Source organism: Chitiniphilus eburneus (assembly GCF_005048205.1).
GTDB lineage: Bacteria > Pseudomonadota > Gammaproteobacteria > Burkholderiales > Chitinibacteraceae > Chitiniphilus > Chitiniphilus eburneus.
Genome location: NZ_SUMF01000012.1, coordinates 32,091 through 58,301, shown reverse-complemented (window position 1 = coordinate 58,301; position 26,211 = coordinate 32,091). Strand labels below are relative to the sequence as shown.

At 60.5% G+C, this 26,211-nt stretch carries 23 protein-coding genes and 5 tRNA genes; 5 read left to right on the top strand and 23 right to left on the bottom strand.

Translation table 11 applies throughout. The features are described 5' to 3' along the window. Nucleotides 1–9: 9 nt before the first annotated feature. The 21 genes from rplW to FAZ21_RS11610 all read right to left on the bottom strand — a co-directional run bounded on the left by rplW (nucleotide 10) and on the right by FAZ21_RS11610 (nucleotide 20,184). Complete coding sequence (gene rplW, locus FAZ21_RS11710; protein WP_136773627.1) at nucleotides 10–315, bottom strand: 50S ribosomal protein L23; 306 nt, start codon at nucleotides 313–315, stop codon at nucleotides 10–12. Further along, complete coding sequence (rplD, locus tag FAZ21_RS11705; RefSeq protein ID WP_136773626.1) at nucleotides 312–932, bottom strand: 50S ribosomal protein L4; 621 nt, start codon at nucleotides 930–932, stop codon at nucleotides 312–314. The genes rplW and rplD overlap by 4 nt, the downstream gene beginning before the upstream one ends. Then, nucleotides 932–1,576 carry a 50S ribosomal protein L3 gene (gene rplC, locus FAZ21_RS11700; RefSeq protein WP_136773625.1) on the bottom strand — a complete coding sequence of 215 codons (645 nt, stop codon included), beginning with the start codon at nucleotides 1,574–1,576 and terminating at the stop codon, nucleotides 932–934. Before rplC ends, rplD begins: the two co-directional genes overlap by 1 nt. A gap of 248 nt (nucleotides 1,577–1,824) precedes the next feature. Then, the gene (gene rpsJ, locus FAZ21_RS11695) at nucleotides 1,825–2,136 is read right to left on the bottom strand and encodes a 30S ribosomal protein S10 (protein ID WP_136773624.1); all 312 of its coding nucleotides are present in this window, start codon (nucleotides 2,134–2,136) and stop codon (nucleotides 1,825–1,827) included. Nucleotides 2,137–2,150: 14 nt separating this feature from the next. Beyond that, a complete protein-coding gene (gene tuf / locus FAZ21_RS11690; RefSeq protein ID WP_136773613.1) occupies nucleotides 2,151–3,341 on the bottom strand; it encodes an elongation factor Tu in 1,191 nt (396 codons plus the stop codon). Nucleotides 3,342–3,369: 28 nt separating this feature from the next. Beyond that, the gene (fusA, locus tag FAZ21_RS11685; RefSeq protein WP_136773623.1) at nucleotides 3,370–5,469 is read right to left on the bottom strand and encodes an elongation factor G; all 2,100 of its coding nucleotides are present in this window, start codon (nucleotides 5,467–5,469) and stop codon (nucleotides 3,370–3,372) included. A 24-nt stretch (nucleotides 5,470–5,493) separates the two neighbouring features. Further along, the gene (gene rpsG, locus FAZ21_RS11680) at nucleotides 5,494–5,964 is read right to left on the bottom strand and encodes a 30S ribosomal protein S7 (protein WP_136773622.1); all 471 of its coding nucleotides are present in this window, start codon (nucleotides 5,962–5,964) and stop codon (nucleotides 5,494–5,496) included. A 117-nt stretch (nucleotides 5,965–6,081) separates the two neighbouring features. Continuing rightward, complete coding sequence (gene rpsL / locus FAZ21_RS11675) at nucleotides 6,082–6,456, bottom strand: 30S ribosomal protein S12 (protein WP_018748551.1); 375 nt, start codon at nucleotides 6,454–6,456, stop codon at nucleotides 6,082–6,084. Between the two features lie 159 nt (nucleotides 6,457–6,615). Beyond that, nucleotides 6,616–10,806, bottom strand: coding sequence for a DNA-directed RNA polymerase subunit beta' (gene rpoC / locus FAZ21_RS11670; protein WP_136773621.1), 4,191 nt, complete (start codon nucleotides 10,804–10,806; stop codon nucleotides 6,616–6,618). Nucleotides 10,807–10,883: 77 nt separating this feature from the next. Next, complete coding sequence (gene rpoB / locus FAZ21_RS11665) at nucleotides 10,884–15,053, bottom strand: DNA-directed RNA polymerase subunit beta (protein WP_136773620.1); 4,170 nt, start codon at nucleotides 15,051–15,053, stop codon at nucleotides 10,884–10,886. A 162-nt stretch (nucleotides 15,054–15,215) separates the two neighbouring features. After that, nucleotides 15,216–15,584 (bottom strand): 50S ribosomal protein L7/L12, encoded by a 369-nt coding sequence (gene rplL, locus FAZ21_RS11660; protein WP_136773619.1) that lies wholly within the window; start codon nucleotides 15,582–15,584, stop codon nucleotides 15,216–15,218. A gap of 42 nt (nucleotides 15,585–15,626) precedes the next feature. Further along, nucleotides 15,627–16,124 carry a 50S ribosomal protein L10 gene (gene rplJ, locus FAZ21_RS11655; RefSeq protein WP_136773618.1) on the bottom strand — a complete coding sequence of 166 codons (498 nt, stop codon included), beginning with the start codon at nucleotides 16,122–16,124 and terminating at the stop codon, nucleotides 15,627–15,629. 220 nt (nucleotides 16,125–16,344) lie between these two features. Further along, a complete protein-coding gene (rplA, locus tag FAZ21_RS11650) occupies nucleotides 16,345–17,040 on the bottom strand; it encodes a 50S ribosomal protein L1 (RefSeq protein WP_136773617.1) in 696 nt (231 codons plus the stop codon). Further along, complete coding sequence (rplK, locus tag FAZ21_RS11645; protein WP_136773616.1) at nucleotides 17,041–17,472, bottom strand: 50S ribosomal protein L11; 432 nt, start codon at nucleotides 17,470–17,472, stop codon at nucleotides 17,041–17,043. A gap of 89 nt (nucleotides 17,473–17,561) precedes the next feature. Then, nucleotides 17,562–18,095 (bottom strand): transcription termination/antitermination protein NusG, encoded by a 534-nt coding sequence (gene nusG, locus FAZ21_RS11640; protein ID WP_136773615.1) that lies wholly within the window; start codon nucleotides 18,093–18,095, stop codon nucleotides 17,562–17,564. A 19-nt stretch (nucleotides 18,096–18,114) separates the two neighbouring features. Beyond that, complete coding sequence (gene secE / locus FAZ21_RS11635) at nucleotides 18,115–18,468, bottom strand: preprotein translocase subunit SecE (protein WP_136773614.1); 354 nt, start codon at nucleotides 18,466–18,468, stop codon at nucleotides 18,115–18,117. 66 nt (nucleotides 18,469–18,534) lie between these two features. Beyond that, a tRNA-Trp gene (locus tag FAZ21_RS11630) sits at nucleotides 18,535–18,610 on the bottom strand. Between the two features lie 49 nt (nucleotides 18,611–18,659). Next, entirely contained in the window at nucleotides 18,660–19,850 is a 1,191-nt protein-coding gene (gene tuf / locus FAZ21_RS11625) for an elongation factor Tu (protein WP_136773613.1), read from the bottom strand. A 42-nt stretch (nucleotides 19,851–19,892) separates the two neighbouring features. After that, nucleotides 19,893–19,967 (bottom strand) — tRNA-Thr (locus tag FAZ21_RS11620). A 6-nt stretch (nucleotides 19,968–19,973) separates the two neighbouring features. Continuing rightward, a tRNA-Gly gene (locus FAZ21_RS11615) sits at nucleotides 19,974–20,047 on the bottom strand. 52 nt (nucleotides 20,048–20,099) lie between these two features. Continuing rightward, a tRNA-Tyr gene (locus FAZ21_RS11610) sits at nucleotides 20,100–20,184 on the bottom strand. A gap of 843 nt (nucleotides 20,185–21,027) precedes the next feature. Here FAZ21_RS11610 and FAZ21_RS11605 point away from each other — a divergent pair. Continuing rightward, nucleotides 21,028–21,103: transfer RNA gene (locus FAZ21_RS11605), tRNA-Phe, on the top strand. 193 nt (nucleotides 21,104–21,296) lie between these two features. After that, a complete protein-coding gene (locus FAZ21_RS11600; RefSeq protein WP_136773612.1) occupies nucleotides 21,297–22,247 on the top strand; it encodes an Ig-like domain-containing protein in 951 nt (316 codons plus the stop codon). Between the two features lie 47 nt (nucleotides 22,248–22,294). On the opposite strand, the gene FAZ21_RS11595 is transcribed toward FAZ21_RS11600, so the two are convergent. Further along, nucleotides 22,295–22,609: an MGMT family protein gene (locus FAZ21_RS11595; protein WP_136773611.1), complete on the bottom strand. Its 315-nt coding sequence runs from the start codon at nucleotides 22,607–22,609 to the stop codon at nucleotides 22,295–22,297. A gap of 77 nt (nucleotides 22,610–22,686) precedes the next feature. After that, a complete protein-coding gene (ilvD, locus tag FAZ21_RS11590) occupies nucleotides 22,687–24,543 on the bottom strand; it encodes a dihydroxy-acid dehydratase (RefSeq protein WP_136773610.1) in 1,857 nt (618 codons plus the stop codon). On the opposite strand from ilvD, the gene FAZ21_RS20300 reads away from it, so the two are divergent. The 3 genes from FAZ21_RS20300 to FAZ21_RS11580 all read left to right on the top strand — a co-directional run bounded on the left by FAZ21_RS20300 (nucleotide 24,542) and on the right by FAZ21_RS11580 (nucleotide 26,181). Beyond that, the gene (locus FAZ21_RS20300; protein WP_169307374.1) at nucleotides 24,542–24,700 is read left to right on the top strand and encodes a hypothetical protein; all 159 of its coding nucleotides are present in this window, start codon (nucleotides 24,542–24,544) and stop codon (nucleotides 24,698–24,700) included. The genes ilvD and FAZ21_RS20300 overlap by 2 nt on opposite strands. A 62-nt stretch (nucleotides 24,701–24,762) precedes the next feature. Next, entirely contained in the window at nucleotides 24,763–25,611 is an 849-nt protein-coding gene (gene lgt, locus FAZ21_RS11585) for a prolipoprotein diacylglyceryl transferase (RefSeq protein ID WP_136773609.1), read from the top strand. Between the two features lie 72 nt (nucleotides 25,612–25,683). Beyond that, nucleotides 25,684–26,181 (top strand): DUF456 domain-containing protein, encoded by a 498-nt coding sequence (locus tag FAZ21_RS11580; protein WP_136773608.1) that lies wholly within the window; start codon nucleotides 25,684–25,686, stop codon nucleotides 26,179–26,181. Nucleotides 26,182–26,211: the final 30 nt, after the last annotated feature.

Sequence of the window (26,211 nt, the reverse complement as noted above, 5' to 3'; positions counted from 1 at the left end):
TCAGTCTCCTTACTGCGCGGCCGCAAGGTCGATTTCCTGACCCGGAACCAGGCTCACGTAGGCCTTTTTCCAGTCAGCGCGACGACCGTTGAAACGGCCGAAACGCTTCGACTTGCCCTTGACGTTGACCACGGACACACCCTTGACCTGGACCTTGAACAGCAGCTCTACAGCAGCCTTGATCTCAGCCTTGGTGGCATCGGTGGCAACACGGAACACGATCTGCTCGTTCTTGTCGGCAACCAGCGTGCTCTTTTCGGAGACGATGGGCGCACGCAGAACCTGCAACAGACGGTTTTCGGTAAATTGCGTCATGCGTAGATCTCCTCAAGAGCTTGCAGCGCGTCGCGAGTGAGCACGAGCTTCTTGAAGCGAACGAGGCTGACCGGATCGACTTGCGACGGCTCGAGAACGAGCACGTGCGGCAGGTTACGCGAGGCCAGATACAGGTTCTCGTCGAGCTCCTTGGTCACGATCAGCGCGGAATCGAGCTTCAGCGACTCGAGCTTCTGCACGAAAGCCTTGGTCTTCGGCGCTTCGAGCGCAAACGAATCGACCACCACCAGACGATCTTCACGCACCAGTTGCGACAGGATGGTCGCGATACCGGCGCGGTACATCTTGCGGTTCACTTTTTGCGAGAAGTTTTCGTCCGGGCTGTTCGGGAAGGTCCGACCACCACCGCGCCACAGCGGCGACGAAGTCATACCGGCACGGGCGCGACCCGTACCCTTCTGACGCCAGGGCTTCTTGGTGGTGTGCTTGACGTCTTCACGGTCTTTCTGGGCACGATTGCCGCTGCGCGCGTTGGCGAAGTAGGCGGTCACAACCTGGTGGACCAGCGCTTCGTTGAAATCGCGAGCAAACAGGGTATCGGACCCGGCGACGGCGGCTTGCGCCTCGCCGTTAGCATTGATGACTTTCAGTTCCATTACGCACCCGCCTTGACACTCGGACGAACCACTACGTCATTGCCCTTGGAGCCCGGGACTGCGCCCTTGACCAACAGCAGTTGACGCTCGGCATCGACGCGAACGACTTCCAGGTTTTGCACAGTGCAGCTCACGTTGCCGTACTGACCGGCCATACGCTTGCCGGGGAAAATACGACCCGGATCCTGCGCCTGACCAATGGAGCCCGGCGTGTTGTGCGAACGGGAGTTACCGTGCGAAGCGCGGTTGGAGCTGAAGTTGTGACGCTTGATCACACCAGAGAAACCCTTACCCTGGGTGGTGCCACTGACATCGACCAACTGGCCGACAGCGAACAGCTCGACGGACAATGCGTCGCCGGCCTTCAGTTCGGCAGCCTTTTCAGCGGAGATCAGGAACTCGACGAGTCCCAGACCAGCCTCGACACCCGCCTTCGCGAAGTGACCGGCTTCCGCCTTGTTGACACGATTGGCCTTCTTTGCGCCGAAGGTCACCTGAACGGCTGCATAGCCATCGGTTTCCGGCGTCTTGATTTGCGTGACGCGATTTGCGGACAGATCCAGCACCGTCACCGGGATGGACGCACCATCCTCGGCAAAGACGCGGGTCATGCCGACTTTGCGTCCGACAAGACCTAAGCTCATAGTTATTTCCTTTTCAGGGCCGATTACGATTGATCGGCAATAACCAGTGAATAAAAAAAACGGACTTGCCGTCCTGAAAACGGCAAGCCCGGGATACTAGCACAGCTTTTTCTTTCGCCGCAAGCACTTAGCGCGACCAAAGCCTGTTGCTGCACTTCTGGCAAATCCACTGCGAAAGCGGATCACCAATCTGTTTCTGGCGAAGCAGGCTGCCCGATGAAAAGGCCGCCTGCCTGCGCACGCTCCGATTACTGGAGCTTGATTTCGACGTCCACGCCAGCCGGCAGATCCAGCTTCATCAGCGCATCAACGGTCTTGTCGGTGGGATCGACAATGTCCATCAGACGCTGGTGGGTGCGGATCTCGAACTGGTCGCGCGAAGTCTTGTTAACGTGCGGCGAACGCAGCACGTCGAAACGCTCGATCTTGGTCGGCAGCGGAACCGGGCCCTTGACCACGGCGCCGGTGCGCTTGGCGGTCTCGACGATTTCCTGCGCGGAACGGTCGATCAGCGAGTAGTCGAACGCCTTCAGGCGGATGCGAATCTTTTGACTTTGCATGACTTTTTTCTCGCTCACTCGATGACCTTGGCGACGACGCCGGCGCCAACAGTACGACCGCCTTCACGGATGGCGAAGCGCAGACCTTGCTCCATGGCGATCGGCGCAATCAGCGACACCACCACTTCGACGTTGTCACCCGGCATCACCATTTCGGTACCAGCCGGCAGTTCGACCGAACCGGTCACGTCGGTGGTACGGAAGTAGAACTGCGGACGATAGCCGTTGAAGAACGGGGTATGACGACCACCTTCTTCTTTGCTCAGAACGTACACGGAGCCGGTGAACTTGGTGTGCGGGGTGATCGAACCCGGCTTGGCCAGCACTTGGCCACGCTCGACGTCTTCACGCTTGGTGCCGCGCAGCAGGGCGCCGATGTTGTCGCCAGCCTGGCCTTGATCCAGCAGCTTGCGGAACATTTCCACGCCGGTGCAGGTGGTCTTGGTCGTCGGCTTGATACCGACGATTTCGATTTCTTCGCCAACCTTGACGATGCCGCGTTCGACACGGCCGGTCACCACGGTGCCGCGACCCGAGATCGAGAACACGTCTTCGATCGGCATCAGGAACGGCAGGTCGATGGCGCGTTCCGGTTCCGGAATGTAGCTATCCAGGGCCGCTGCCAGTTGGAAGATCGCCGGTTCGCCGATTTCCGACTGGTCGCCTTCCAGCGCCTTCAGTGCGGAACCCTTGATCAGGGGGATGTCGTCGCCCGGGAAGTCGTACTTGGACAGCAGGTCGCGCACTTCCATTTCGACCAGTTCCAGCAGTTCGGCGTCGTCCACCATGTCGCACTTGTTCAGGAACACGATGATGTACGGCACGCCAACCTGGCGAGCCAGCAGGATGTGCTCGCGGGTTTGCGGCATGGGGCCGTCGGCGGCCGAGCACACCAGGATGGCGCCGTCCATTTGCGCGGCGCCGGTGATCATGTTCTTCACATAGTCAGCGTGGCCCGGGCAGTCGACGTGCGCGTAGTGGCGGGTTTCGGTTTCGTATTCGACGTGCGCGGTGTTGATGGTGATACCGCGAGCCTTTTCTTCCGGTGCGCTGTCGATCTGGTCGTAGCCCTTGGCTTCGCCGCCGAACTTCTTCGACAGAATCGTGGTGATCGCAGCGGTCAGCGTCGTCTTGCCGTGGTCAACGTGGCCAATCGTGCCAACGTTTACGTGCGGCTTCGTCCGCGTGAACTTTTCCTTTGCCATTTCTTTATTCCTTTAATCCGTTAACCGTTTACTTTTTGTTGGCCATGATGGCGTCAGCGACATGCTTCGGCGCTTCGGAGTAGTGCTTGAATTCCATCGAGTAGGTGGCACGACCTTGCGACATGGAGCGCAGGGTGGTCGAGTAACCGAACATCTCGGACAGCGGCACTTCCGCCTTGATCATCTTGCCGCCGGCAGGGTTGTCGTCCATGCCTTGCACGATGCCGCGACGGGACGACAGATCGCCCATGATGTCGCCCATGTACTCTTCGGGCGTTTCCACTTCCACGGCCATCATCGGTTCGAGAATCACCGGACCGGCACGGCGCATGGCTTCCTTGAAAGCAATGGAACCAGCCAGTTCGAAGGCGATCTGCGACGAGTCGACATCGTGGTACGAACCGAAGGTCAGGCGCACGGTCACGTCCACCACCGGGAAGCCAGCCAGCACGCCAGCCTTCAGCGTGTTCTGGATACCCTTGTCCACCGACGGGATGAATTCGCGGGGAATCACGCCACCCTTGATTTCGTCGATGAACTGGTAACCCTTGCCTTCGCCGGACGGCTCGAGCGTGATCACGCAATCACCGTACTGACCCTTACCGCCGGACTGCTTGGCATGCTTGCCTTGCACATCCTTGGCAACCTGGGTCACGGTTTCGCGATACGCCACCTGCGGTGCGCCAACATTGGCTTCGACGCTGAATTCACGGCGCATGCGATCCACGATGATCTCGAGGTGCAACTCGCCCATGCCGGAGATGATGGTCTGGCCCGATTCTTCGTCGGTACGCACGCGGAACGACGGGTCTTCCTTGGCCAGGCGGTTCAGGGCAACGCCCATCTTTTCCTGGTCGGCCTTGGTCTTCGGCTCGACGGCAACGTGAATCACCGGCTCGGGGAATTCCATACGCTCGAGGATGATCGGCGCATCGAGGGCACACAGGGTTTCACCAGTGGTGACTTCCTTCAGGCCAATCGCTGCGGCGATGTCGCCAGCGCACACTTCGTCGATTTCATGACGGTCGTTGGCGTGCATCTGCACGATACGGCCGATCCGTTCCTTCTTGTCCTTCACCGAGTTCAGCACGCTGTCGCCGGACTTCACCACACCGGAGTAGACGCGGAAGAAGGTCAGCTGGCCCACATACGGGTCATTCATCAGCTTGAAAGCCAGGGCGGAGAACGGTGCCTCGTCGGAAGGAGCACGCTCGGTTTCCCGTTCGCGATCATCCGTGCCCTTGACCGGCGGGATGTCGATCGGCGACGGCAACAGTTCGATCACCGCGTCGAGCATGCGTTGCACGCCCTTGTTCTTGAACGCGGTACCGCACAGCATCGGCTGGATTTCGCAGGCGAGGGTGCGCTGGCGCAGCGCCGCAACGATTTCTTCCTCGCTGAGGTCACCCTCTTCCAGGTACTTGTTCATCAGGTCTTCGGTCGCCTCGGCGGCGGTCTCGACCATCTTCTCGCGCCATTCCTGCGCCGTGCCTTGCAGCTCGGCCGGGATGTCGCGGTACTCGAACTTCATGCCTTGCGAAGCGTCGTCCCAGAAAATGGCGCGCATCTTCAGCAGGTCGACCACACCGACGAAGTGCTCTTCGGCGCCGATGGGGATGACGATAGGCACCGGGTTGGCCTTCAGGCGCGTCTTCATCTGTTCGACGACGCGGAAGAAGTTCGCACCCTGGCGGTCCATCTTGTTGACGAACGCCAGACGCGGCACCTGGTACTTGTTGGCCTGGCGCCAGACGGTTTCCGACTGGGGCTGCACACCACCTACCGCGCAGTACACCATGCAGGCACCATCCAGAACGCGCATGGAACGCTCCACCTCGATAGTGAAGTCCACGTGCCCCGGGGTGTCGATGATGTTGAAGCGGTGCTCCGGAAACTGCATGCCCATGCCTTTCCAGAAGGTCGTGGTCGCAGCCGAAGTAATGGTAATGCCACGCTCCTGCTCTTGCTCCATCCAGTCCATGGTGGCAGCGCCGTCGTGAACCTCACCAATCTTGTGGTTCACGCCGGTGTAGAACAGGATACGCTCGGTCGTAGTGGTCTTGCCGGCGTCGATGTGAGCGGAAATACCGATGTTGCGGTACCGCTCGATGGGGGTCTTACGAGCCACGGTTGATTCCTTAAGCGTTGTGCATTAGAAGCGGTAGTGGGCAAACGCCTTGTTCGCTTCGGCCATGCGGTGCACTTCGTCGCGCTTCTTCATCGCGCCGCCACGACCTTCGGCCGCGTCGAGCAACTCACCTGCCAAGCGCAGATCCATGGACTTCTCGCCACGTTTGCGGGCCGCGTCACGCAACCAGCGCATCGCCAATGCCAAACGACGGCTGGGGCGGACTTCGACCGGCACCTGATAGTTCGCACCACCGACGCGACGGCTCTTCACCTCGACGATCGGTTTTGCGTTGTTGATGGCGGTGGTGAAGACTTCGATGGCGTTCTTGCCAGTCTTCTTTTCGATCTGGGCCAGGGCACCATAGATGATGCCTTCAGCCACGGCCTTCTTGCCGTCGATCATGACCACGTTCATGAATTTGGTCAGTTCCGTGGAACCGAACTTCGGATCCGGCAGCACTTCGCGCTTCGGAACTTCTCTACGTCTTGGCATGATTCTCTATCCTTGATGTGACATTCAGTTGGGGCCATCCGCCCCGCGGTCGTCCATGGGAACGACCACTTACTCGACGGCGTCGCATCAGCGACCTTCCGCCGTTTGCGTCCGGCATTAAGCCTTGGGACGCTTGGCGCCGTACTTGGAACGCGACTGCTTGCGATCCTTGACGCCGGCGGTATCGAGCGAACCGCGCACGGTGTGGTAACGCACACCCGGCAAATCCTTCACACGACCACCGCGGATCAACACGACGCTGTGCTCTTGCAGGTTGTGGCCTTCACCGCCGATGTACGAAATGACTTCGAACCCGTTGGTGAGACGAACCTTGCACACTTTACGCAGCGCGGAGTTCGGCTTCTTCGGTGTGGTGGTGTACACGCGAGTGCATACGCCACGCTTTTGAGGGCAGGCTTCGAGCGCGGGAACCTTGCTCTTCGCCACTTCCTTCTCACGGCCCTTGCGGACCAGCTGGTTGATGGTTGGCATTGATTCAACTTCCTCAGTGTAAAAACCCCTTGCGGGGACTACTCGGGATACCAGCTGAACGGCACCCCAAATAAAGCCGGCGACACCCGGAAACCGGGTGTCGCCAAAAAAGACTCGGGATTGTAAAAAAATCAAGCCCTTGTCGTCAAGCCGGCCGGATCAGAGCGTTTCTTCGCTGCCGACCGTGGCGCTTTCGATTGCTTGCGGCTCACCGCTCAGATCGAACGGGTTGTTGCCCTGTTGCTTGCGGCTGCGATGGTAGGCCAGGCCGGTACCGGCCGGGATCAGACGGCCGACGATCACGTTTTCCTTCAGGCCGCGCAGATCGTCCACCTTGCCCATGATGGCGGCTTCGGTCAGCACGCGGGTGGTTTCCTGGAACGACGCGGCGGAGATGAACGAATCGGTCGACAGCGATGCCTTGGTGATACCCAGCAAAACGTTGTCGAACTTGGCCAGTTCCTTACCGTCGGCTTCGAGCTTGTCGTTGGCGATCAGCACTTCGGCACGCTCGACCTGCTCACCCTGGATGAAGTCGGAATGACCGGCATCCGAGATCACCACGCGGCGCAACATCTGCCGCACGATCACTTCGATGTGCTTGTCGTTGATCTTCACACCCTGCAGGCGATAGACCTCCTGCACTTCCTGGACGATGTAACGCGCCAGCGCTTCGATACCTTGCAGGCGCAGGATGTCGTGCGGGTCGATCGGCCCATCGACGATCATTTCGCCACGGTTCACCACCTGCCCGTCGTGCACCATCACGTGCTTTTCCTTCGGGATCAGGTATTCGTGCGGCGTGCCGTCCGGATCGGTGATGACCAGACGCTGCTTGCCCTTGGTTTCCTTGCCGAAGCTGATCGTGCCGGTGATGTCGGCCAGCATGCCGGCATCCTTGGGCGAACGTGCTTCGAACAGTTCCGCCACGCGCGGCAGACCACCGGTAATGTCGCGGGTCTTGGCCGATTCCTGCGGAATCCGCGCCAGCACTTCACCCACGCCAACCTGCTGGCCGTCCTTCACCGTGATAATCGCGCCCGGCTGGAAGCCGATGGTGACTGGCGTATCGGTACCGGTCAGCTTCACTTCGTTGCCGCGCTCGTCCAGCAGGCGCACCAGCGGGCGCACACCCTTGGAGCCTGCCTTGGTCTTGGCGTTGATCACGACCAGGGTCGACAGACCGGTCACGTCGTCCACCTGCTTGACGACGGTGATGCCTTCTTCGACGTTCTCGAAGCGCACCTGACCGGCGTACTCGGTAATGATGGGGCGCGCGTGCGGGTCCCATGTGCCGAGTACCGAGCCGGCCTTGATGGCATCGCCGTCCTTGACCAGCAGCGTGGCACCGTACGGCACCTTGTGGCGCTCGCGCTCACGGCCGTGCTCGTCGAGCACCAGCACTTCGGCGGAACGCGCGATCACCACCGGATCGCCCTTGGCATTGGTCACATAGCGCATGTTGGCGCTGTAGGCGACCTTGCCGTTGGACTTCGATTCGACCTGGCTGGCCGCAGCGGCCCGCGACGCGGCACCACCGATGTGGAAGGTACGCATGGTCAGCTGGGTGCCCGGCTCACCGATCGATTGCGCGGCGATCACGCCGACCGCTTCGCCCGAGTTCACCAGATGGCCACGGCCCAGATCGCGGCCATAGCACTTGGCGCACAGGCCGTAGCGGGTTTCGCAGGTCAGCGGGGTACGCACCTTGACTTCGTCCACACCGCTGACATCGATCTGCTCCACCAGTTCTTCGGTCAGCAGCGTGCCGGCTTCGATCACGGTTTCCTGCGTGGCCGGGTCGATGATGTCCACCGCTGCGACACGACCCAGGATACGGTCGCGCAGCGCTTCGATCACGTCGCCGCCCTGCACCACCGCCTTCATCGTCACGCCGTTCTTGGTGTTGCAATCGTCCTCGGTCACCACCAGATCCTGCGTCACGTCGACCAGACGACGTGTCAGGTAACCGGAGTTCGCGGTCTTCAACGCGGTATCGGCCAGACCCTTACGGGCACCGTGGGTCGAGTTGAAGTACTGCAGAACGGTCAGGCCTTCGCGGAAGTTGGTGGTAATCGGCGTCTCGATGATCGAGCCGTCCGGCTTGGCCATCAGGCCCCGCATACCGGCCAACTGGCGAATCTGCGCCGCGGAACCCCGGGCGCCCGAGTCGGCCATCATGTAGATCGAGTTGAACGATTCCTGGTCGACTTCCTTGCCTTCGGCGTTGACGACCTTTTCCTTGCCCAGGTGGGCCATCATCGCCTTGGCGATCTGGTCACCGGCACGGCCCCAGATATCGACCACCTTGTTGTAGCGCTCGCCCTGGGTCACCAGACCGGCCGTGTACTGCTGCTCGATCTCCTTGACCTCGGCATTGGCCGCACCCAGCAGTTCGGCCTTTTCCTTCGGCACCAGCATGTCGTCCACGCAGATCGAGATACCGCCACGGGTGGAGTAGCTGAAACCGGTGTACATCAGCTGGTCGGCGAACACCACGGTGTCCTTCAGGCCGCAGCTACGGAAGGAGGCGTTGATCAGCCGGCCGATTTCCTTCTTCTTCAGCGACTTGTCGATGTGGCTGAAGTCCAGGCCCTTGGGCAGGATTTCCGACAGGATGGCACGGCCCACGGTGGTGTTCTTGCGCACCATGCGGCTCTGCCAGTCGCCGTTGTCGTCCTTGTACCATTCCTTCAGGCGCACCGAGACGCGCGTCTGCAGCGTGACTGCCTTGCTGGCATAGGCGCGATGCGCTTCGGCCACGTCGGCCAGCACCGTACCCTCGCCCTTGCCATTGATGGCTTCGCGAGTCATGTAGTACAGGCCCAGCACGATATCCTGCGACGGCACGATGATCGGCTCGCCGTTGGCGGGCGACAGCACGTTGTTGGACGCCAGCATCAGTGTGCGGGCTTCCATCTGCGCTTCCAGCGACAGCGGCACGTGAACGGCCATCTGGTCACCGTCGAAGTCGGCGTTGAACGCGGCGCAGACCAGCGGGTGCAACTGGATCGCCTTGCCTTCGATCAGCACCGGCTCGAACGCCTGGATACCCAGGCGGTGCAGCGTCGGCGCGCGGTTCAGCAGCACCGGATGTTCGCGGATGACTTCTTCCAGAATGTCCCACACCACGGCTTCCTGGCTTTCCACCATCTTCTTGGCAGCCTTGATCGTGGTGGCAAGGCCCAGCACTTCCAGCTTGTGGAAGATGAAGGGCTTGAACAGCTCCAGGGCCATCAGCTTGGGCAGGCCGCACTGATGCAGACGCAGGTACGGGCCCACGGTAATCACGGAACGGCCGGAATAGTCGACGCGCTTGCCCAAGAGGTTCTGACGGAAGCGACCGCCCTTACCCTTGATCATGTCGGCCAGCGACTTCAGCGGACGCTTGTTGGCGCCGGTCATCGCCTTGCCGCGACGACCGTTGTCCAGCAGCGAATCGACCGATTCCTGCAACATGCGCTTTTCGTTGCGCACGATGATGTCCGGCGCGCGCAGCTCCAGCAGGCGCTTCAGACGGTTGTTCCGGTTGATGACGCGGCGATACAGGTCGTTCAGGTCCGAGGTGGCGAAACGGCCGCCATCCAGCGGAACCAGCGGACGCAGTTCGGGCGGCAGCACCGGCAGCACGTCCATGATCATCCATTCCGGCTTGATGCCGGACTTGGAGAATGCCTCCAGCACCTTCAGGCGCTTGGCGATCTTCTTGATCTTGGTATCGGAACCAGTGGCTTCCAGTTCCTGACGCAGCGTGGCGATTTCCTGGTCGCTGTTGAGGTTCTTCAACAGTTCGCGCACGGCCTCGGCGCCCATCATCGCGACGAACTCGTCGCCGTACTCTTCAACCTTGTTGAAGTAGTCGTCCTCGGTCAGCAACTGACCACGGTTGAGCGGGGTCATGCCCGGCTCGATCACGATGAATGCTTCGAAGTACAGCACGCGCTCGATATCGCGCAGCGGGATGTCCAGCACCATGCCCAGACGCGACGGCAGCGACTTCAGGAACCAGATGTGGGCAACCGGCGAGGCCAGTTCGATATGGCCCATGCGCTCGCGGCGCACCTTGGACAGCGTGACTTCAACGCCACACTTCTCGCAGATCACACCGCGATGCTTCAGGCGCTTGTACTTGCCGCACAGGCATTCGTAATCCTTGATCGGCCCGAAAATACGCGCGCAGAACAGACCGTCGCGTTCCGGCTTGAACGTACGGTAGTTGATGGTTTCCGGCTTTTTCACTTCGCCGAACGACCAGGAACGGATCTTCTCGGGCGAGGCCAGCCCGATTTTGATCGCGTCGAATTCTTCGTCTTGCGTGACTTGCTTGAAGAGCTCGAGTAAGCCTTTCATTGAATCTTTCTCCTGTGAGGGTGAGGAGTCAGGTGTGAGGCGCCCGCCCTGGCAGGCACCCCTCACACCTCACACGATCAATAGGTTTCGAGATCGATATCGATACCGAGCGAGCGGATTTCCTTCACCAGCACGTTGAAGGATTCCGGCATGCCGGCGTCGATGCGGTGATCGCCCTTGACGATGTTCTCGTAGACCTTGGTCCGGCCGTTCACATCGTCCGACTTCACCGTCAGCATTTCCTGCAGGGTGTACGCGGCGCCATAGGCTTCCAGCGCCCACACTTCCATCTCACCGAAGCGCTGACCACCGAACTGCGCCTTACCGCCCAGCGGCTGCTGGGTCACCAGCGAGTACGGGCCGGTGGAACGCGCATGCATCTTGTCGTCCACCAAGTGATGCAGTTTCAGGTAGTGCATGACGCCAACAGTTACTTTGCGCTCGAACGGTTCACCATTACGGCCATCGAACAACTGCATCTGTGTCTTGCTGTCGTTGAAGTCCAGCAACTGGGTACGCGCATCGTCGCTCGGATAGGCGAGATCCAGCATGGTGCGGATTTCGGATTCCTTCGCACCATCGAACACCGGGCTGGCAAACGTCATGCCGGTACGCAGGCCATGGGCCAGATCAAGCACTTCGGCGTCCGACAACGAGGCGATATCCTCGACGCGGCCGGCGGAGTTGTAGATCTTGTCCAGGTAGGTGCGCAGCTCCGCCGCATTGCGCTGCTCGCGCAGCATGGCTTCGACGCGTTGGCCGATTCCCTTGGCCGCCCAGCCCAGATGCACTTCCAGAATCTGGCCGATGTTCATCCGCGACGGCACGCCCAGCGGGTTCAGCACGATGTCCACCGGCGTACCGTCGGCCATGTACGGCAGGTCTTCCACCGGCAGGATCTTCGACACCACGCCCTTGTTACCGTGACGGCCGGCCATCTTGTCACCGGGTTGCAGACGGCGCTTCACGGCCACGTAGACCTTGACCATCTTGATCACGCCCGGCGGCAGTTCATCGCCCTGGGTCAGCTTGCGCTTCTTGTCCTCGAACTTCAGGTCGAAGTCGGCACGCATCTGCGCAATCAGGTCCTTCATCGCTTCCAGCTGGCGCGCGGCTTCTTCGTCGGCCAGGCGGATATCGAACCAGTCGTGCTTGGAAGGCAGATCATCCAGGTATTCCATGGTGATCTCGGCGCCCTTGGCCAGGCGCTTCGGCCCCCCATTGGCGACCTTGCCCGCGATCATGCGACCGATACGCTCGAACAGATCGTTCTCGACGATACGCAGTTGGTCGTTCAAATCCTGGCGATGGCGACGCAGTTGCTCGTCGATGATGGACTGGGCACGCTTGTCGCGCTCCACGCCTTCGCGGGTGAACACCTGTACGTCGATGACGGTGCCGGTCATGCCCGACGGCACGCGCAGCGAGGTGTCCTTCACGTCGGACGCCTTTTCGCCGAAGATCGCACGCAGCAGCTTTTCTTCCGGCGTGAGCTGGGTTTCGCCCTTGGGCGTCACCTTGCCGACCAGCACATCGCCGGCTTCCACTTCGGCGCCGATGTAGACAATGCCCGACTCATCCAGACGGCCCAGCATACGCTCGGACAGGTTGGAAATGTCGCGGGTGATTTCCTCGGGGCCCAGCTTGGTATCGCGGGCCATCACGTTCAGTTCTTCGATGTGGATCGAGGTATAGCGATCCTCTGCCACGACCTTCTCGGAGATCAGGATCGAGTCTTCGAAGTTGTAGCCGTTCCACGGCATGAACGCGATGGTCATGTTCTGACCCAGCGCCATTTCGCCCAGATCGGTCGATGCGCCATCGGCCACCACGTCGCCCTTGGCGATGCGATCGCCCTTTTTCACGATCGGACGCTGGTTGATGTTGGTGTTCTGGTTGGAACGGGTGAACTTGACCAGGTTGTAGATATCGACGCCGGTTTCGCCCGGCAGGGTCTCGTCATCGTTGACGCGGACCACGACGCGGTTGGCATCGACGTAGTCGACCAGGCCGCCACGCAGCGCGGCCACGGCGGTACCCGAGTCGACCGCGCAGGTGCGTTCGATACCGGTGCCGACATACGGTGCGGCAGCGCGCAGGCAAGGCACGGCCTGGCGCTGCATGTTGGCGCCCATCAACGCGCGGTTCGCGTCATCGTGCTCCAGGAACGGAATCAGCGACGCGGCCACGGACACGATCTGGCTCGGAGCCACATCCATGTATTGCACGCGATCCGGGCCGGCCATTATGGTTTCGCCGTGTTCGCGGCAGGTCACCAGTTCGTCGATCAGCGTACCGCTGGCATCGATCTCGGCGTTCGCCTGGGCGATCACGTACTTGCCTTCCTCGATGGCGGACAGGTAATCGATCTGGTCGGTCACCTTGCCATCGACCACGCGACGATACGGGGTTTCCAGGAAGCCGTATTCGTTGGTGCGGGCATAGCAGGACAGCGAGTTGATCAGACCGATGTTCGGGCCTTCCGGCGTTTCGATCGGGCAGACGCGGCCATAGTGGGTCGGGTGCACGTCGCGCACTTCGAAGCCGGCGCGCTCGCGGGTCAGACCGCCCGGGCCCAGCGCGGAGACACGACGCTTGTGCGTGATCTCGGACAGCGGGTTGGTCTGGTCCATGAACTGCGACAGTTGCGACGAACCGAAGAACTCCTTGATCGCGGCCGAAACGGGCTTGGCATTGATCAGGTCGTGCGGCATCAGGTTGTCGGATTCAGCTTGCGACAGACGTTCCTTCACAGCACGCTCGACGCGGACGAGGCCGGCGCGGAACTGGTTTTCGGCCAGTTCGCCCACCGAACGCACGCGACGGTTGCCCAGGTGATCGATATCGTCGACTTCGCCGCGACCATTGCGCAGCTCCAGCAGGATGCCGATCACCGCGATGATGTCGGCCACCGACAGCACGCCCGGACCGATATCGCCCTGCGGACCGATGCGCTCGGCGAAGCGACGGCGCCAGCCGGCTGCCTTCTCGTCCAGCTCGGCATAGGCGCGGCGGTTGAACTTCATCCGGCCCACGGCGGACAGGTCGTAACGCTCTTCGGCGAAGAACAGACCATTGAACAGGCCTTCCACCGCATCTTCGGTGGGCGGCTCGCCCGGGCGCATCATGCGGTAGATGGCCACGCGGGCGGCGTACTGGTCGGTGGTCTCGTCGGCACGCAGGCTGGCGGACACGTATGCGCCCTGGTCCAGATCGTTGACGTACAGCACCTTGACCTGCTCGACACTGGCCTGCTCGAACTTGATCACCGTTTCTTCGGTGATTTCCTCGTTCGCGCGCGCCACCAGCTCGCCGGTATCGGCATTGACCACGTCATGCGCCAGCAGGCGGCCGATCAGGAAATCGATCGGCACCGACAGCTTCTTCAGGCCGGCAGTCTGGATATCACGGATGGTCTTGGCGGTAATGCGCTTGTCTTTCTGCGCCAGCACCTTGCCATCGTCGGCAATGATGTCGAACTTGGCGACTTCGCCCTTCAGGCGTTCCGGCACCAGTTCCAGGAACAGGCCATCCTTGCCCATCATGAAGGTATCGGTTTCGTAGAACTCGGCCAGGGCCTGTTCCGGGGTGTAGCCCAGTGCCTTCAGCAGGATCGAGACCGGCATCTTGCGACGACGATCGATCCGGAAGAACAGCATGTCCTTCGGGTCGAACTCGAAGTCCAGCCAGGAGCCGCGGTAGGGAATCACGCGTGCGGAGAACAGCAGTTTGCCCGAGCTGTGGGTCTTGCCCTTGTCGTGTTCGAAGAACACACCAGGCGAACGGTGGAGCTGGGAAACGATCACCCGCTCGGTTCCGTTGATCACGAACGAGCCATTACGCGTCATCAGCGGGATTTCGCCGAAGTACACGTCCTGTTCCTTCACTTCCTTCACGGTCGGCTTGGCCGCTTCGCGGTCCATGATCACCAGACGCACGCGCGCGCGCAGCGGCGCGGCAAAGGTGATGCCGCGTTGCTGGCACTCGATCACGTCGAAGGGAGGATCGCCCAGGTTGAAGTGCACGAATTCCAGGCGTGCGTTCTCGTTGTGCGAGACGATCGGGAAAATCGAGGTAAAAGCGGCCTGAAGGCCGGCATTCTTGCGCTCGCCGACCGGGACTTCCTGCTGCAGGAAATCGGTGTAGGAGTCGATCTGGGTCGCGAGAAGAAACGGCACGTCGAGCACACTGGCCCGCTTCGCAAAGCTTTTACGAATGCGTTTTTTCTCAGTGAACGAGTAATTCATACTCACAAGCTCTCCATGGAGTGGGGCGCAAAGGACAAACCGCAAAACGCAGGTGGAGCGGTTTCCGGTTTGCCGCCTGCCTGGACGGGATCACCCCGCACGGACAAACGCAAAATGGCAGGCGGATCGCTCCGCCTGCCGCTCTAGCAGTGAACCAGAGTATTACTTGACTTCAGCGGTAGCACCCGCTTCAACCAGCTTCTTCTGGATTGCTTCGGCGTCGGCCTTGGCAACGGCTTCCTTGACTGCCTTAGGAGCGCCGTCAACCAGATCCTTGGCTTCCTTCAGGCCCAGGCCGGTCACTTCACGCACGACCTTGATCACGCCAACCTTGTTGGCGCCAGCGCCGGTCAGGATGACGTCGAATTCGGTCTTCTCTTCCACGGCAGCGGCGGCAGCCGGGCCAGCAGCCACAGCCACGGCAGCGGCGGACACGCCGAACTTCTCTTCGAACGCCTTCACCAGGTCGTTCAGTTCCATCACGGTCAAGCCAGCAACGGCTTCGAGGATATCTTCTTTGGACAGAGCCATTTGTAAAACTCCTGAAAATCGGTAAAACGAATTGGGTTCGAATTAAGCAGCTTCGCCTTGCTTCTTTTCCGCCAGGGCAGCCAGGCCGCGAGCGAAGCCCGACAGCGGTGCCTTCATGACGTAAAGCAGCTTGGACAGCAGTTCTTCGCGGCTCGGGATCGAGGCCAGCGCAGCCACTTGGGCGGCATCCAGCACCTTGCCTTCATAAGAACCGGCCTTGACGACGATCTTGTCGTCCTTCTTGGCAAAACTGTTGAGTACCTTGGCTGCAGCAACCGGGTCTTCGGAAATGCCATAAACCAGCGGACCGACCATATGGTCAGCCAAACCGGCGAACGGCGTATCCTGAACCGCACGACGTGCCAGCGTATTCTTCAGAACACGCAGGTAAACGCCGGACTCACGCGCTTGTTTGCGCAGTTGAGTCATGTTGGCAACCCCGATACCCCGATACTCGGCAACGACGATGGTCTGAGCCTTGGCAACTTCTACCGCGATCTCAGCTACGACGGCCTTCTTGTCTTCGAGATTGAGACTCAAGGTCTACCTCCACTTGCAAGAGATATGGCGCGATCACTCGCACCCCCAACGGCGACCTTCATTCAGGAGACCCCGGAAGCGAACGCTCCCGGGCAAAACCTTGATTGGGCACACCGTCTGCGTGGGCTGGCAGCGCTCGAAAGTGCTGACGATTAAGCCTTGCGGCGCCTACGGTCTTTGACAATCCCGCCCCGGCAAGCCGGCGCGGGCCCAAAGTTTGTTATTGCGTGACCGTGACGGTATCCACGCGCACGCCGGCACCCATGGTGCTGGAGACGGCGAGCTTCTTGAAGTACACACCCTTGGCAGCAGCGGGCTTGGCCTTTTGCAGGGCATCGACCAGCGCAACCAGGTTTTCCTTCAGATCGGCCACTTCAAACGAAGCACGGCCGATGGTGGCGTGGATGATACCGGCCTTGTCGGTACGGTATTGAACCTGACCGGCCTTGGCGTTCTTCACGGCCTCGGCAACGTTCGGGGTCACGGTACCGACCTTCGGATTCGGCATCAGGCCGCGCGGGCCGAGGATCTGGCCCAGTTGGCCGACGATACGCATGGCATCCGGCGAGGCAATGACCACGTCGAAATCCATGTTGCCGGCCTTGACCTGTTCGGCCAGGTCTTCGAAACCGACGATGTCAGCACCAGCGGCCTTGGCCGCTTCGGCGTTGGCACCCTGGGTGAACACGGCAACGCGCACGCTCTTGCCGGTACCCTTGGGCAGCACCACGGCGCCACGAACCACCTGGTCCGACTTGCGCGGATCGACGCCGAGATTCACGGCAACGTCGATGGATTCGTTGAACTTGGCAGTTGCACCGCCCTTGACCAGCGCCAGGGCTTCATCAACGGCGTACAGCTTGTTGCGATCGACGGCGGCCTTCAGAGCGGCCAGACGCTTGGAAACCTTAGCCATTTACACACCCTCCACGTTCAGACCCATGGAGCGAGCGGAACCGGCGATGGTACGCACGGCGGCGTCCATGTCGGCAGCGGTCAGATCCGGCTGCTTGGTCTTGGCAATTTCTTCCAGCTGGGCGCGGGTGATGGTGCCGACCTTATCGGTATGCGGCTTGCTCGAACCCTTTTGAATGCCAGCGGCCTTCTTGATCAGGATGGTGGCCGGCGGGGTCTTCATCACGAAAGTGAAGGACTTGTCCGCGTAGGCGGTAATCACCACCGGAATCGGCAGACCCGGCTCGACGCCCTGGGTCTGGGCGTTGAACGCCTTGCAGAATTCCATGATGTTCAAACCACGCTGACCGAGCGCCGGGCCGATAGGGGGCGACGGGTTGGCCTTGCCAGCGGGCACTTGCAGCTTTACATAGCCGACAATCTTCTTTGCCACGATTTACTCCTTGAACGGGTCAAACGCGAGGGACGAACCCTCGCTCCCCAACCAAAACCGATCCGAAGACCAGCACTGAAACAAGCCGATCAAACCTTCTCGACTTGCGCAAAATCCACATCGACCGGCGTTGCGCGGCCAAAGATCAGCACAGAAACCTTGAGACGACTCTTGTCGTAATCGACATCTTCGACAGTGGCGTTGAAGTCCGCGAACGGACCATCGGTCACGCGCAGCACCTCACCCACTTCGAACAGCACCTTGGGACGCGGCTTCTCGACACCTTCCTGCATCTGGTGAAGGATCGAATCGACTTCGCGCTGGGTGATGGGCGTAGGCCGGTTACCCGTGCCACCGACAAAGCCCGTGACCTTGGGGGTCGACTTCACCAAGTGCCAGGTTTCGTCGGTCATATCCATTTCGACCAGCACGTAGCCCGGGAAAAACTTACGCTCGGTCAGTGCCTTGCGGCCACCCTTGATCTCGACGACCTCTTCGACCGGCACCAGAATCTGGCCAAACATATGAGCCACTTCGGAGCGCTCGATACGCTCCTTCAATGCCTTTTGCACGCTCTTCTCGAAACCCGAGTAAGCGTGCACCACATACCAACGCATTCCCATCGTCTACCCCGTACGCCGATTAGCCACGCCCAAGAATCAGGTCATAGAAGACCCAGGCAAGACCGGAATCCACCGCCCACATAAACAGCGCCAGAACCCCGACAAACAGGAACACCAGCCCTGTCATTTGCCAGGTTTCCTTCTTGTTCGGCCAGACGACTTTCTGCGCCTCCTTGACGGAGTCGCGCGCATAATCGACAAAATCCTTGCCCGGCCGGGAAAACCACAGCACCAGCGCGGCAAAAAGAAGACCAACCACTACGGCCGACACACGCAGCAGCCCCTGATCGGCAGGCAACGAGTAGTAGCCACCAACCCCAACGACGACCAGCAACAATGCCGCCGCAACTTTTAATTTATCTACGCTTTCCATGAGCCTGTTCTGGAATGCGGATAGCCATAGGGCCGTTCCCTGGGAAACGGCCCTGTAGCTAAACCGTGGCAGGCGAGGAGGGTCTCGAACCCCCAACCCCCGGTTTTGGAGACCGGTGCTCTACCAATTGAGCTACTCGCCTACGGGGAAAGGGCAGGATTATACCAATCCAACCCCTTCTTGAGAAGTACTTATTCGATGACCTTGGCGACGACGCCGGCGCCAACAGTACGACCGCCTTCACGGATGGCGAAGCGCAGACCTTGCTCCATGGCGATCGGCGCAATCAGCGACACCACCACTTCGACGTTATCACCCGGCATCACCATTTCGGTACCCGCCGGCAGCTCGACCGAACCGGTCACGTCGGTGGTACGGAAGTAGAACTGCGGACGATAGCCGTTGAAGAACGGGGTATGACGACCACCTTCTTCTTTGCTCAGAACGTACACGGAGCCGGTGAACTTGGTGTGCGGGGTGATCGAACCCGGCTTGGCCAGCACTTGGCCACGCTCGACGTCTTCACGCTTGGTGCCGCGCAGCAGGGCGCCGATGTTGTCGCCAGCCTGGCCTTGATCCAGCAGCTTGCGGAACATTTCCACGCCGGTGCAGGTGGTCTTGGTCGTCGGCTTGATACCGACGATTTCGATTTCTTCGCCAACCTTGACGATGCCGCGTTCGACACGGCCGGTCACCACGGTGCCGCGACCCGAGATCGAGAACACGTCTTCGATCGGCATCAGGAACGGCAGGTCGATGGCGCGTTCCGGTTCCGGAATGTAGCTATCCAGGGCCGCTGCCAGTTGGAAGATCGCCGGTTCGCCGATTTCCGACTGGTCGCCTTCCAGCGCCTTCAGTGCGGAACCCTTGATCAGGGGGATGTCGTCGCCCGGGAAGTCGTACTTGGACAGCAGGTCGCGCACTTCCATTTCGACCAGTTCCAGCAGTTCGGCGTCGTCCACCATGTCGCACTTGTTCAGGAACACGATGATGTACGGCACGCCAACCTGGCGAGCCAGCAGGATGTGCTCGCGGGTTTGCGGCATGGGGCCGTCGGCGGCCGAGCACACCAGGATGGCGCCGTCCATTTGCGCGGCGCCGGTGATCATGTTCTTCACATAGTCAGCGTGGCCCGGGCAGTCGACGTGCGCGTAGTGGCGGGTTTCGGTTTCGTATTCGACGTGCGCGGTGTTGATGGTGATACCGCGAGCCTTTTCTTCCGGTGCGCTGTCGATCTGGTCGTAGCCCTTGGCTTCGCCGCCGAACTTCTTCGACAGAATCGTGGTGATCGCAGCGGTCAGCGTCGTCTTGCCGTGGTCAACGTGGCCAATCGTGCCAACGTTTACGTGCGGCTTCGTCCGCGTGAACTTTTCCTTTGCCATGATATTTCCTTCTCGAGAACCTGAAATATGCCAGCGTAAAAATGGAGCCGATGATGGGAATTGAACCCATGACCTCTCCCTTACCAAGGGAGTGCTCTACCCCTGAGCTACATCGGCGCGTCTTGGAGCGGGTGAAGGGAATCGAACCCTCGTCATAAGCTTGGAAGGCTTCTGCTCTACCATTGAGCTACACCCGCAGGACTTAGCTTCACTAGCAGTAACGCAGACTTCACACCGCGAAGCAGCATTTGGTGGAGGGGGAAGGATTCGAACCTTCGAAGGCAGTGCCGTCAGATTTACAGTCTGATCCCTTTGACCGCTCGGGAACCCCTCCTGCAAGAGACCGGCATTATGGGTAACGCCCCTCGGTGTGTCAAACGCTTTTGCGGCAACAGCCAGGAAAAATCGGACACACGACTGATCCAAAAGGAAATTTGCTTCAGGCAATCCCTCGCAAGAACTGTTTTTGCTTCCCTTGGCCCCTTACTCACGCCGTGCATGCAATGCGATTTTTGTCACGGCAGGGGTTTATCAGCAGCTCATTGCCTCAACCGCTCTTCCATTCAGTACCACGAACGCAGCCGCGTTTGTGACATAACCAATCCAGCGTCTCCACACACCTCCGCCTGCGTGATAGTGAAGAGATGCCTTCAATCACCGCATCCGGCGGAGTTGTATATCCCAATCAACTTCACAACCTGGTCGCGGAGCAGTGAACAAGAAACGCTATAGAGATGTGGTCGGGTCACCATGATTCTTCCAGCCCCTTGGCAATCGTGGTTCCAGCAACCGGCGTACACCCCCTTCACCGGAGGTTGCCCATTGGCGTTACCCGGCCAAGAGTCAGCCAGGTGACGCAGCCCTACTGGATCGCCCCTCCAGCAATGCCATATCGACAGCGATGCGTTTTTTGGCGAGGCAGCAAGGAGGTTTCATTCCGCCCACGCCACAACAGACCGGCACCACAGCACGCAACAACGGCGCTTGAACGTCTGCATATCGTCCGCCCCCGGTTTCTGGCACGCATGCTGTTAGGCAGGCACCCTTGCTGGAGCCCCCCGAGCTCAACCGCGCAGGCAGGCGATAGCAAAAGGTGGCAGCGCACTCAGGGATAGGCTTTTTTGCGATAGGCGTTGACACGTCAAATCCGGTGGTGTTTAATGCGCCTCTCTTCAGCGGCCAGTTAGCTCAGTTGGTAGAGCAGCGGATTGAAAATCCGCGTGTCCGTGGTTCGATTCCGCGACTGGCCACCACAAGCTTTACGCAAAAAGCCGCCTCAACAGAGGCGGCTTTTTGCATTCCATCCTTGTACTTACAACACCCCCCAACATTTCTGTCGCTTGTCGCACACAGCCACGTGCCAATATTTGCCCGCGACGGACGAATCAGGGTTAAATGCGCGCTGTTTACACTCAGCAGCAAACCCATCAAAGGATTCAATAGGAAATGGACATCAGGACACTGATGCTGCGCGGGTATTCCCACGCGGCAAAGATAGCCGCCGTGGCTACGCTCGCATTGCTTGTTGGCTGCAATGGCTCCGCCGGTGGAGATAGCGATGGCGGTACCGACCCCACCCCAACACCGACTCCCAGCACCCAAGCCAGCCGCATCGACTTCCTGCTCAGCAGCAAAGAGCTACCCAACAACAGTTCGGTAACGGTGACCGCAACAGTCATGGATAGCGGCAACAAGATCATCAGCGGCGCGGATGTCGTGCTGTCGGTGGACAGCGGCAGCCTGACCAATGTGACCAACAAAACAAACGACGCCGGACAAGTGGGCGGGGATGTCACGACCGGTGGCGATCCCACCCCACGCACGATCACCATTACCGCAACCAGCGGGTCGGCCACCGCCCACACTACGGTAACTGTGGTGGGTAACCTCGCCAAGTCCGTGAAGCTGGGCACTGCCTCCGTGACCAGTCAGCCGACCGAGACCCAGTACTCCAAGCCCTTCAATGTACTGGTCACCGATGCGAATGGCTTGCCGGTCAAGAATGCCAGCGTTGCATTGACGCTGGAACCGATCCGCTATTTCAAGGGCTATCAGGACTGGAATGCCGGGCCTCCCGCAGCCTGGCAGATTTTTGCCAGCGCGCTGACCACTTGCACTACAGGCGGCGAGTGCAAGCCTGCGACCGTCAACCCCGCCCTTGTCGTTACCGACAGCAATGGTTTCGCCTTCTTCAATGTCATCTATGCGAAGAATTTCGCGAGATGGGCGGATGTACGACTGACCGCCACGGCGACATTGAGCACCGGCAACGCCAGCGATGTCTCCGAGTTCTCCCTGATCGGGATTGTCAACGACTATCAAACCCAGGGGGTATCCCCCCCAGGGCGATGCAGCCCGTTCAACATCGATAGCGATTACCCTGGCATTTGCCCCTGAGCGATACCCAGTAGAAAAACAAGCCAGGCGATGTCCTGGCTTGTTTTTTATGGTTCACCGCCTTCCCAGCCATATCGCTTCAGATCGATTCGACCTTTTTCATCGAACTCCACGCCCTCTGCTTCCAGCAGCATTCGCTGTAAATCATCATTGCCATCCAGCCCGCGCGGGCTGATCCGCCCCTGATGGTTCACCACCCGCTGCCACGGCAGCGCATCGTCCAGGCAACGCCCCACCAGGCGGGCATGCCGCGGGTAGCCCGCCAGGCGCGCAATCGTGCCGTAGGTACAAACGTGCGCATGGGGAATGCGCGCGACAACGGCGCGAATGGCCTGCCGGACTCCGGCACTGTTCGATTTCATCGCAAAGACTCCTCTCGACCAAATAAAACGGGACGGCAAGGCCGTCCCGTTTCAGTCCTGTTGCAAGCAACCGCCTTTTACTTGCGTTCCACCTGCGACACATCCCGCACCGCGCCGGTATCGGAACTGGTCGTCATCGCTGCATAGGCACGCAACGCGGGCGAGACATAACGCTCTCGGTTCACCGGCTTCCAGGCATCCCGTCCCTTTGCCTCCATCCTGGTGCGACGATGAGCCAGTTCTTCCATGCTCACCTGCAACTCGATGGTGCGATTGGGAATATCGATCAGGATGATGTCGCCCTCTTCTACCAGGCCGATCGCGCCACCTTCCGCAGCCTCCGGCGAGACATGGCCAATGGACAGGCCAGAGGTACCGCCCGAAAAACGGCCATCCGTCAGTAAGGCGCATGCCTTGCCCAACCCCTTGGACTTCAGGTAGCTGGTCGGGTAAAGCATTTCCTGCATGCCCGGGCCGCCCTTGGGGCCTTCGTAGCGGATCAACACCAGGTCCCCTGCGACAATCTGGTCGGCCAGGATGCTCTCCACCGCCGCATCCTGACTCTCGAAAATGCGGGCACGCCCGGAGAACTTGAGAATGCTGTCGTCCACACCAGCCGTTTTCACGATACAACCGCGCTCGGCAATGTTGCCGTACAGCACAGCCAGGCCACCGTCCTGGCTATAGGCATGCGCCTTGTTACGGATGCAGCCTTCTTCGCGGTCCAGATCCAGGTCCGGGTAGCGCATCGACTGGGAGAACGCGATGGTGGTCGGGATGCCGCCCGGTGCCGCCCGATAGAAATGGTGCGCCACGCTGTCGGCCGGCTGTTGCACGATGTCCCATTTGTCCAGCGCCTCGCCCAGCGTGGCGGCATGGATCGTCGGGTTGTCGCGATGGATCAGGCCGGCGCGGGAAAGCTCGGCCAGGATGCCGACCACGCCGCCAGCGCGATGCACGTCTTCCATATGGTACTTCGCGGTTGCCGGCGCCACCTTGGCCAGGCAGGGCACCTTGCGGCTCATGCGGTCGATGTCGGTCATCTTGAAATCGACACCCGCTTCGTTGGCCGCCGCCAACAAATGCAGCACGGTGTTGGTCGAGCCACCCATGGCGATATCCAGCGCAATGGCGTTCTCGAACGCCTCGAACGTTGCGATGGAACGCGGCAGGACCGAGTGATCTTCCTGTTCGTAATAGCGACGCGCCAGTTCGACGATGGTACGGCCGCTTTGCAGGAACAATTGCTTGCGGTCGGCGTGGGTGGCCAGCAACGAGCCGTTGCCCGGCAGCGACAGGCCCAGCGCCTCGGTCAGGCAGTTCATCGAATTGGCGGTGAACATGCCGGAACAAGAGCCGCAAGTGGGACAGGCACTACGTTCGACTTCCGCCACTTCCTCATCCGATACATCGGGGTTGGCAGCCTCGACCATCGCATCCACCAGGTCCAGATGACGCTCTTCGCCACGCCAGTTGACCTTGCCGGCCTCCATCGGGCCGCCGGAAACGAAGACGACGGGGATGTTCAGCCGCAGCGCGGCCATCAGCATGCCCGGGGTGATCTTGTCGCAATTGGAGATGCACACCAGCGCATCGGCACAATGCGCGTTGACCATGTACTCCACCGAATCCGCGATCAGGTCGCGCGACGGCAGGCTGTACAACATGCCGCCATGGCCCATGGCAATGCCGTCGTCCACGGCGATGGTATTGAATTCCTTGGCAATGCCGCCGGCCTTTTCGATCTCGCGCGCCACCAGTTGCCCCAGGTTATGCAGGTGGACATGCCCCGGCACGAACTGGGTGAACGAGTTGGCGATGGCGATGATGGGTTTGCCAAAATCGCCTTCTTTCATGCCGGTTGCACGCCACAAGGCACGTGCGCCGGCCATGTTGCGGCCATGGGTGGAAGTGCGGGAACGATAGGCGGGCATGAAGCAAATCCTCGGAAAAGCCGGTTCAAAAAAACGTGTCGCATCCGCGCAAGCGATACCAGCGTATGACGCTGAATTCGCGTCTGCCCCGCACAAGCGATTGTTGCTGCAAGGTTTTTCGTCCACCTGGAAAGTCTGGGACGGAATGCGGGACTGACAACGAAGGGATGCCGGGCGAAGCAGGTATAATGCGCCGATTTTATCGGAAAGCCCCTGCCCATGCTCGTCCATCCGCAATTCGACCCCATTGCCTTTTCGCTCGGCCCCGTGTCGGTGCACTGGTACGGATTGATGTATCTGGTGGGTTTCCTGCTGTTCCTCGGCCTGGGCCGCTGGCGCATCAAGCGCGGCAATCCCCCGGGCTGGCAGAGCCAGGAGATGGACGATCTGCTGTTTTATGGCGTACTGGGGGTCATTCTTGGCGGGCGGCTGGGCTACGTACTGTTCTATAAGCCGGACTTCTACCTGCACCACCCCATCGACATCATCAAGGTCTGGGAAGGTGGCATGGCATTTCATGGCGGCTTCCTCGGCGTGCTGGTCGCCATGTGGCTGTTCGGTCGCAAGACGGGGCGCACCTTCCTGCAGGTGACCGACCTGATCGCCCCGCTGGTTCCGCTGGGACTGGCATTCGGCCGGCTGGGAAATTTCATCAACGGGGAGCTGTGGGGCCGGGTCACCCGGATCGATGCGCCCTGGGCCATGGGCTTTCCGCAGGCCCGCGCGGCGGATGCCAGCAGCGCGCTGACCACCCCCCAGTGGCAGGAGTGGCTGCTGCAATACGGCATGTTGCCGCGCCATCCTTCCCAGCTCTATCAGTTCGCCCTGGAAGGCCTCACGCTGTTCGCCCTGCTGTGGTGGTATTCCGGCAAGCCACGCAAGACGGGCCAGGTTTCGGCCATGTTCCTGCTCGGCTATGGCCTGTTCCGCTTCATCGCCGAATTCACCCGTGAGCCGGACGACTTCCTCGGGCTGCTGGCCATGAACCTGTCGATGGGCCAGTGGCTATCGCTGCCCATGATCCTGATCGGCGCCCACATGCTGTGGTGGAGCTCTCGCTCGCGTTGAGCCACTCGCCCGCAAGCGGAACTTCATCCAGCTTGCGGGCTCCCTCCGACATGTCTCCTTGTCGGATTCCCCATGACTGAACTGATGACGGCCCAGGCCGGCTGGTACCTGTTGGCTGCGGTGCTGGTGCTGGTCGGCTTCCTCGGCACGCTGCTGCCGATGCTGCCGGGCACACCCATGATCTTCGGCGGCATGCTGGTTGCCGCCTGGGCAGACGGATTTCAACGAGTCGGCTGGCTGCCTTTCATCGTCCTGGGCATCCTGCTCCTGCTGTCCATCGTGCTCGACTACGTGGCGGGCGCGCTGGGCGCCAGGAAATACGGCGCCAGCAAGGAAGCGCTCTGGGGTTCGATCCTGGGCTCGCTGCTGGGCATCTTTGCCGGCCTGCCGGGCCTGCTGCTGGGCCCATTCGTCGGCGCCGCGCTGGGCGAATATTATGCGCGACGCGATCTGGAACGAGCCGGCAAGGTGGGTATCGCTACGTGGATCGGATTGATCCTCGGCGCAGTGGCAAAGATTGCGGTAGCGCTAGCCATGCTGGGCGTTTTTGCCGTAGCGTGGTTCTGGTAACCGTTGAGCGAAACTTTTGTTCAGTTTGTC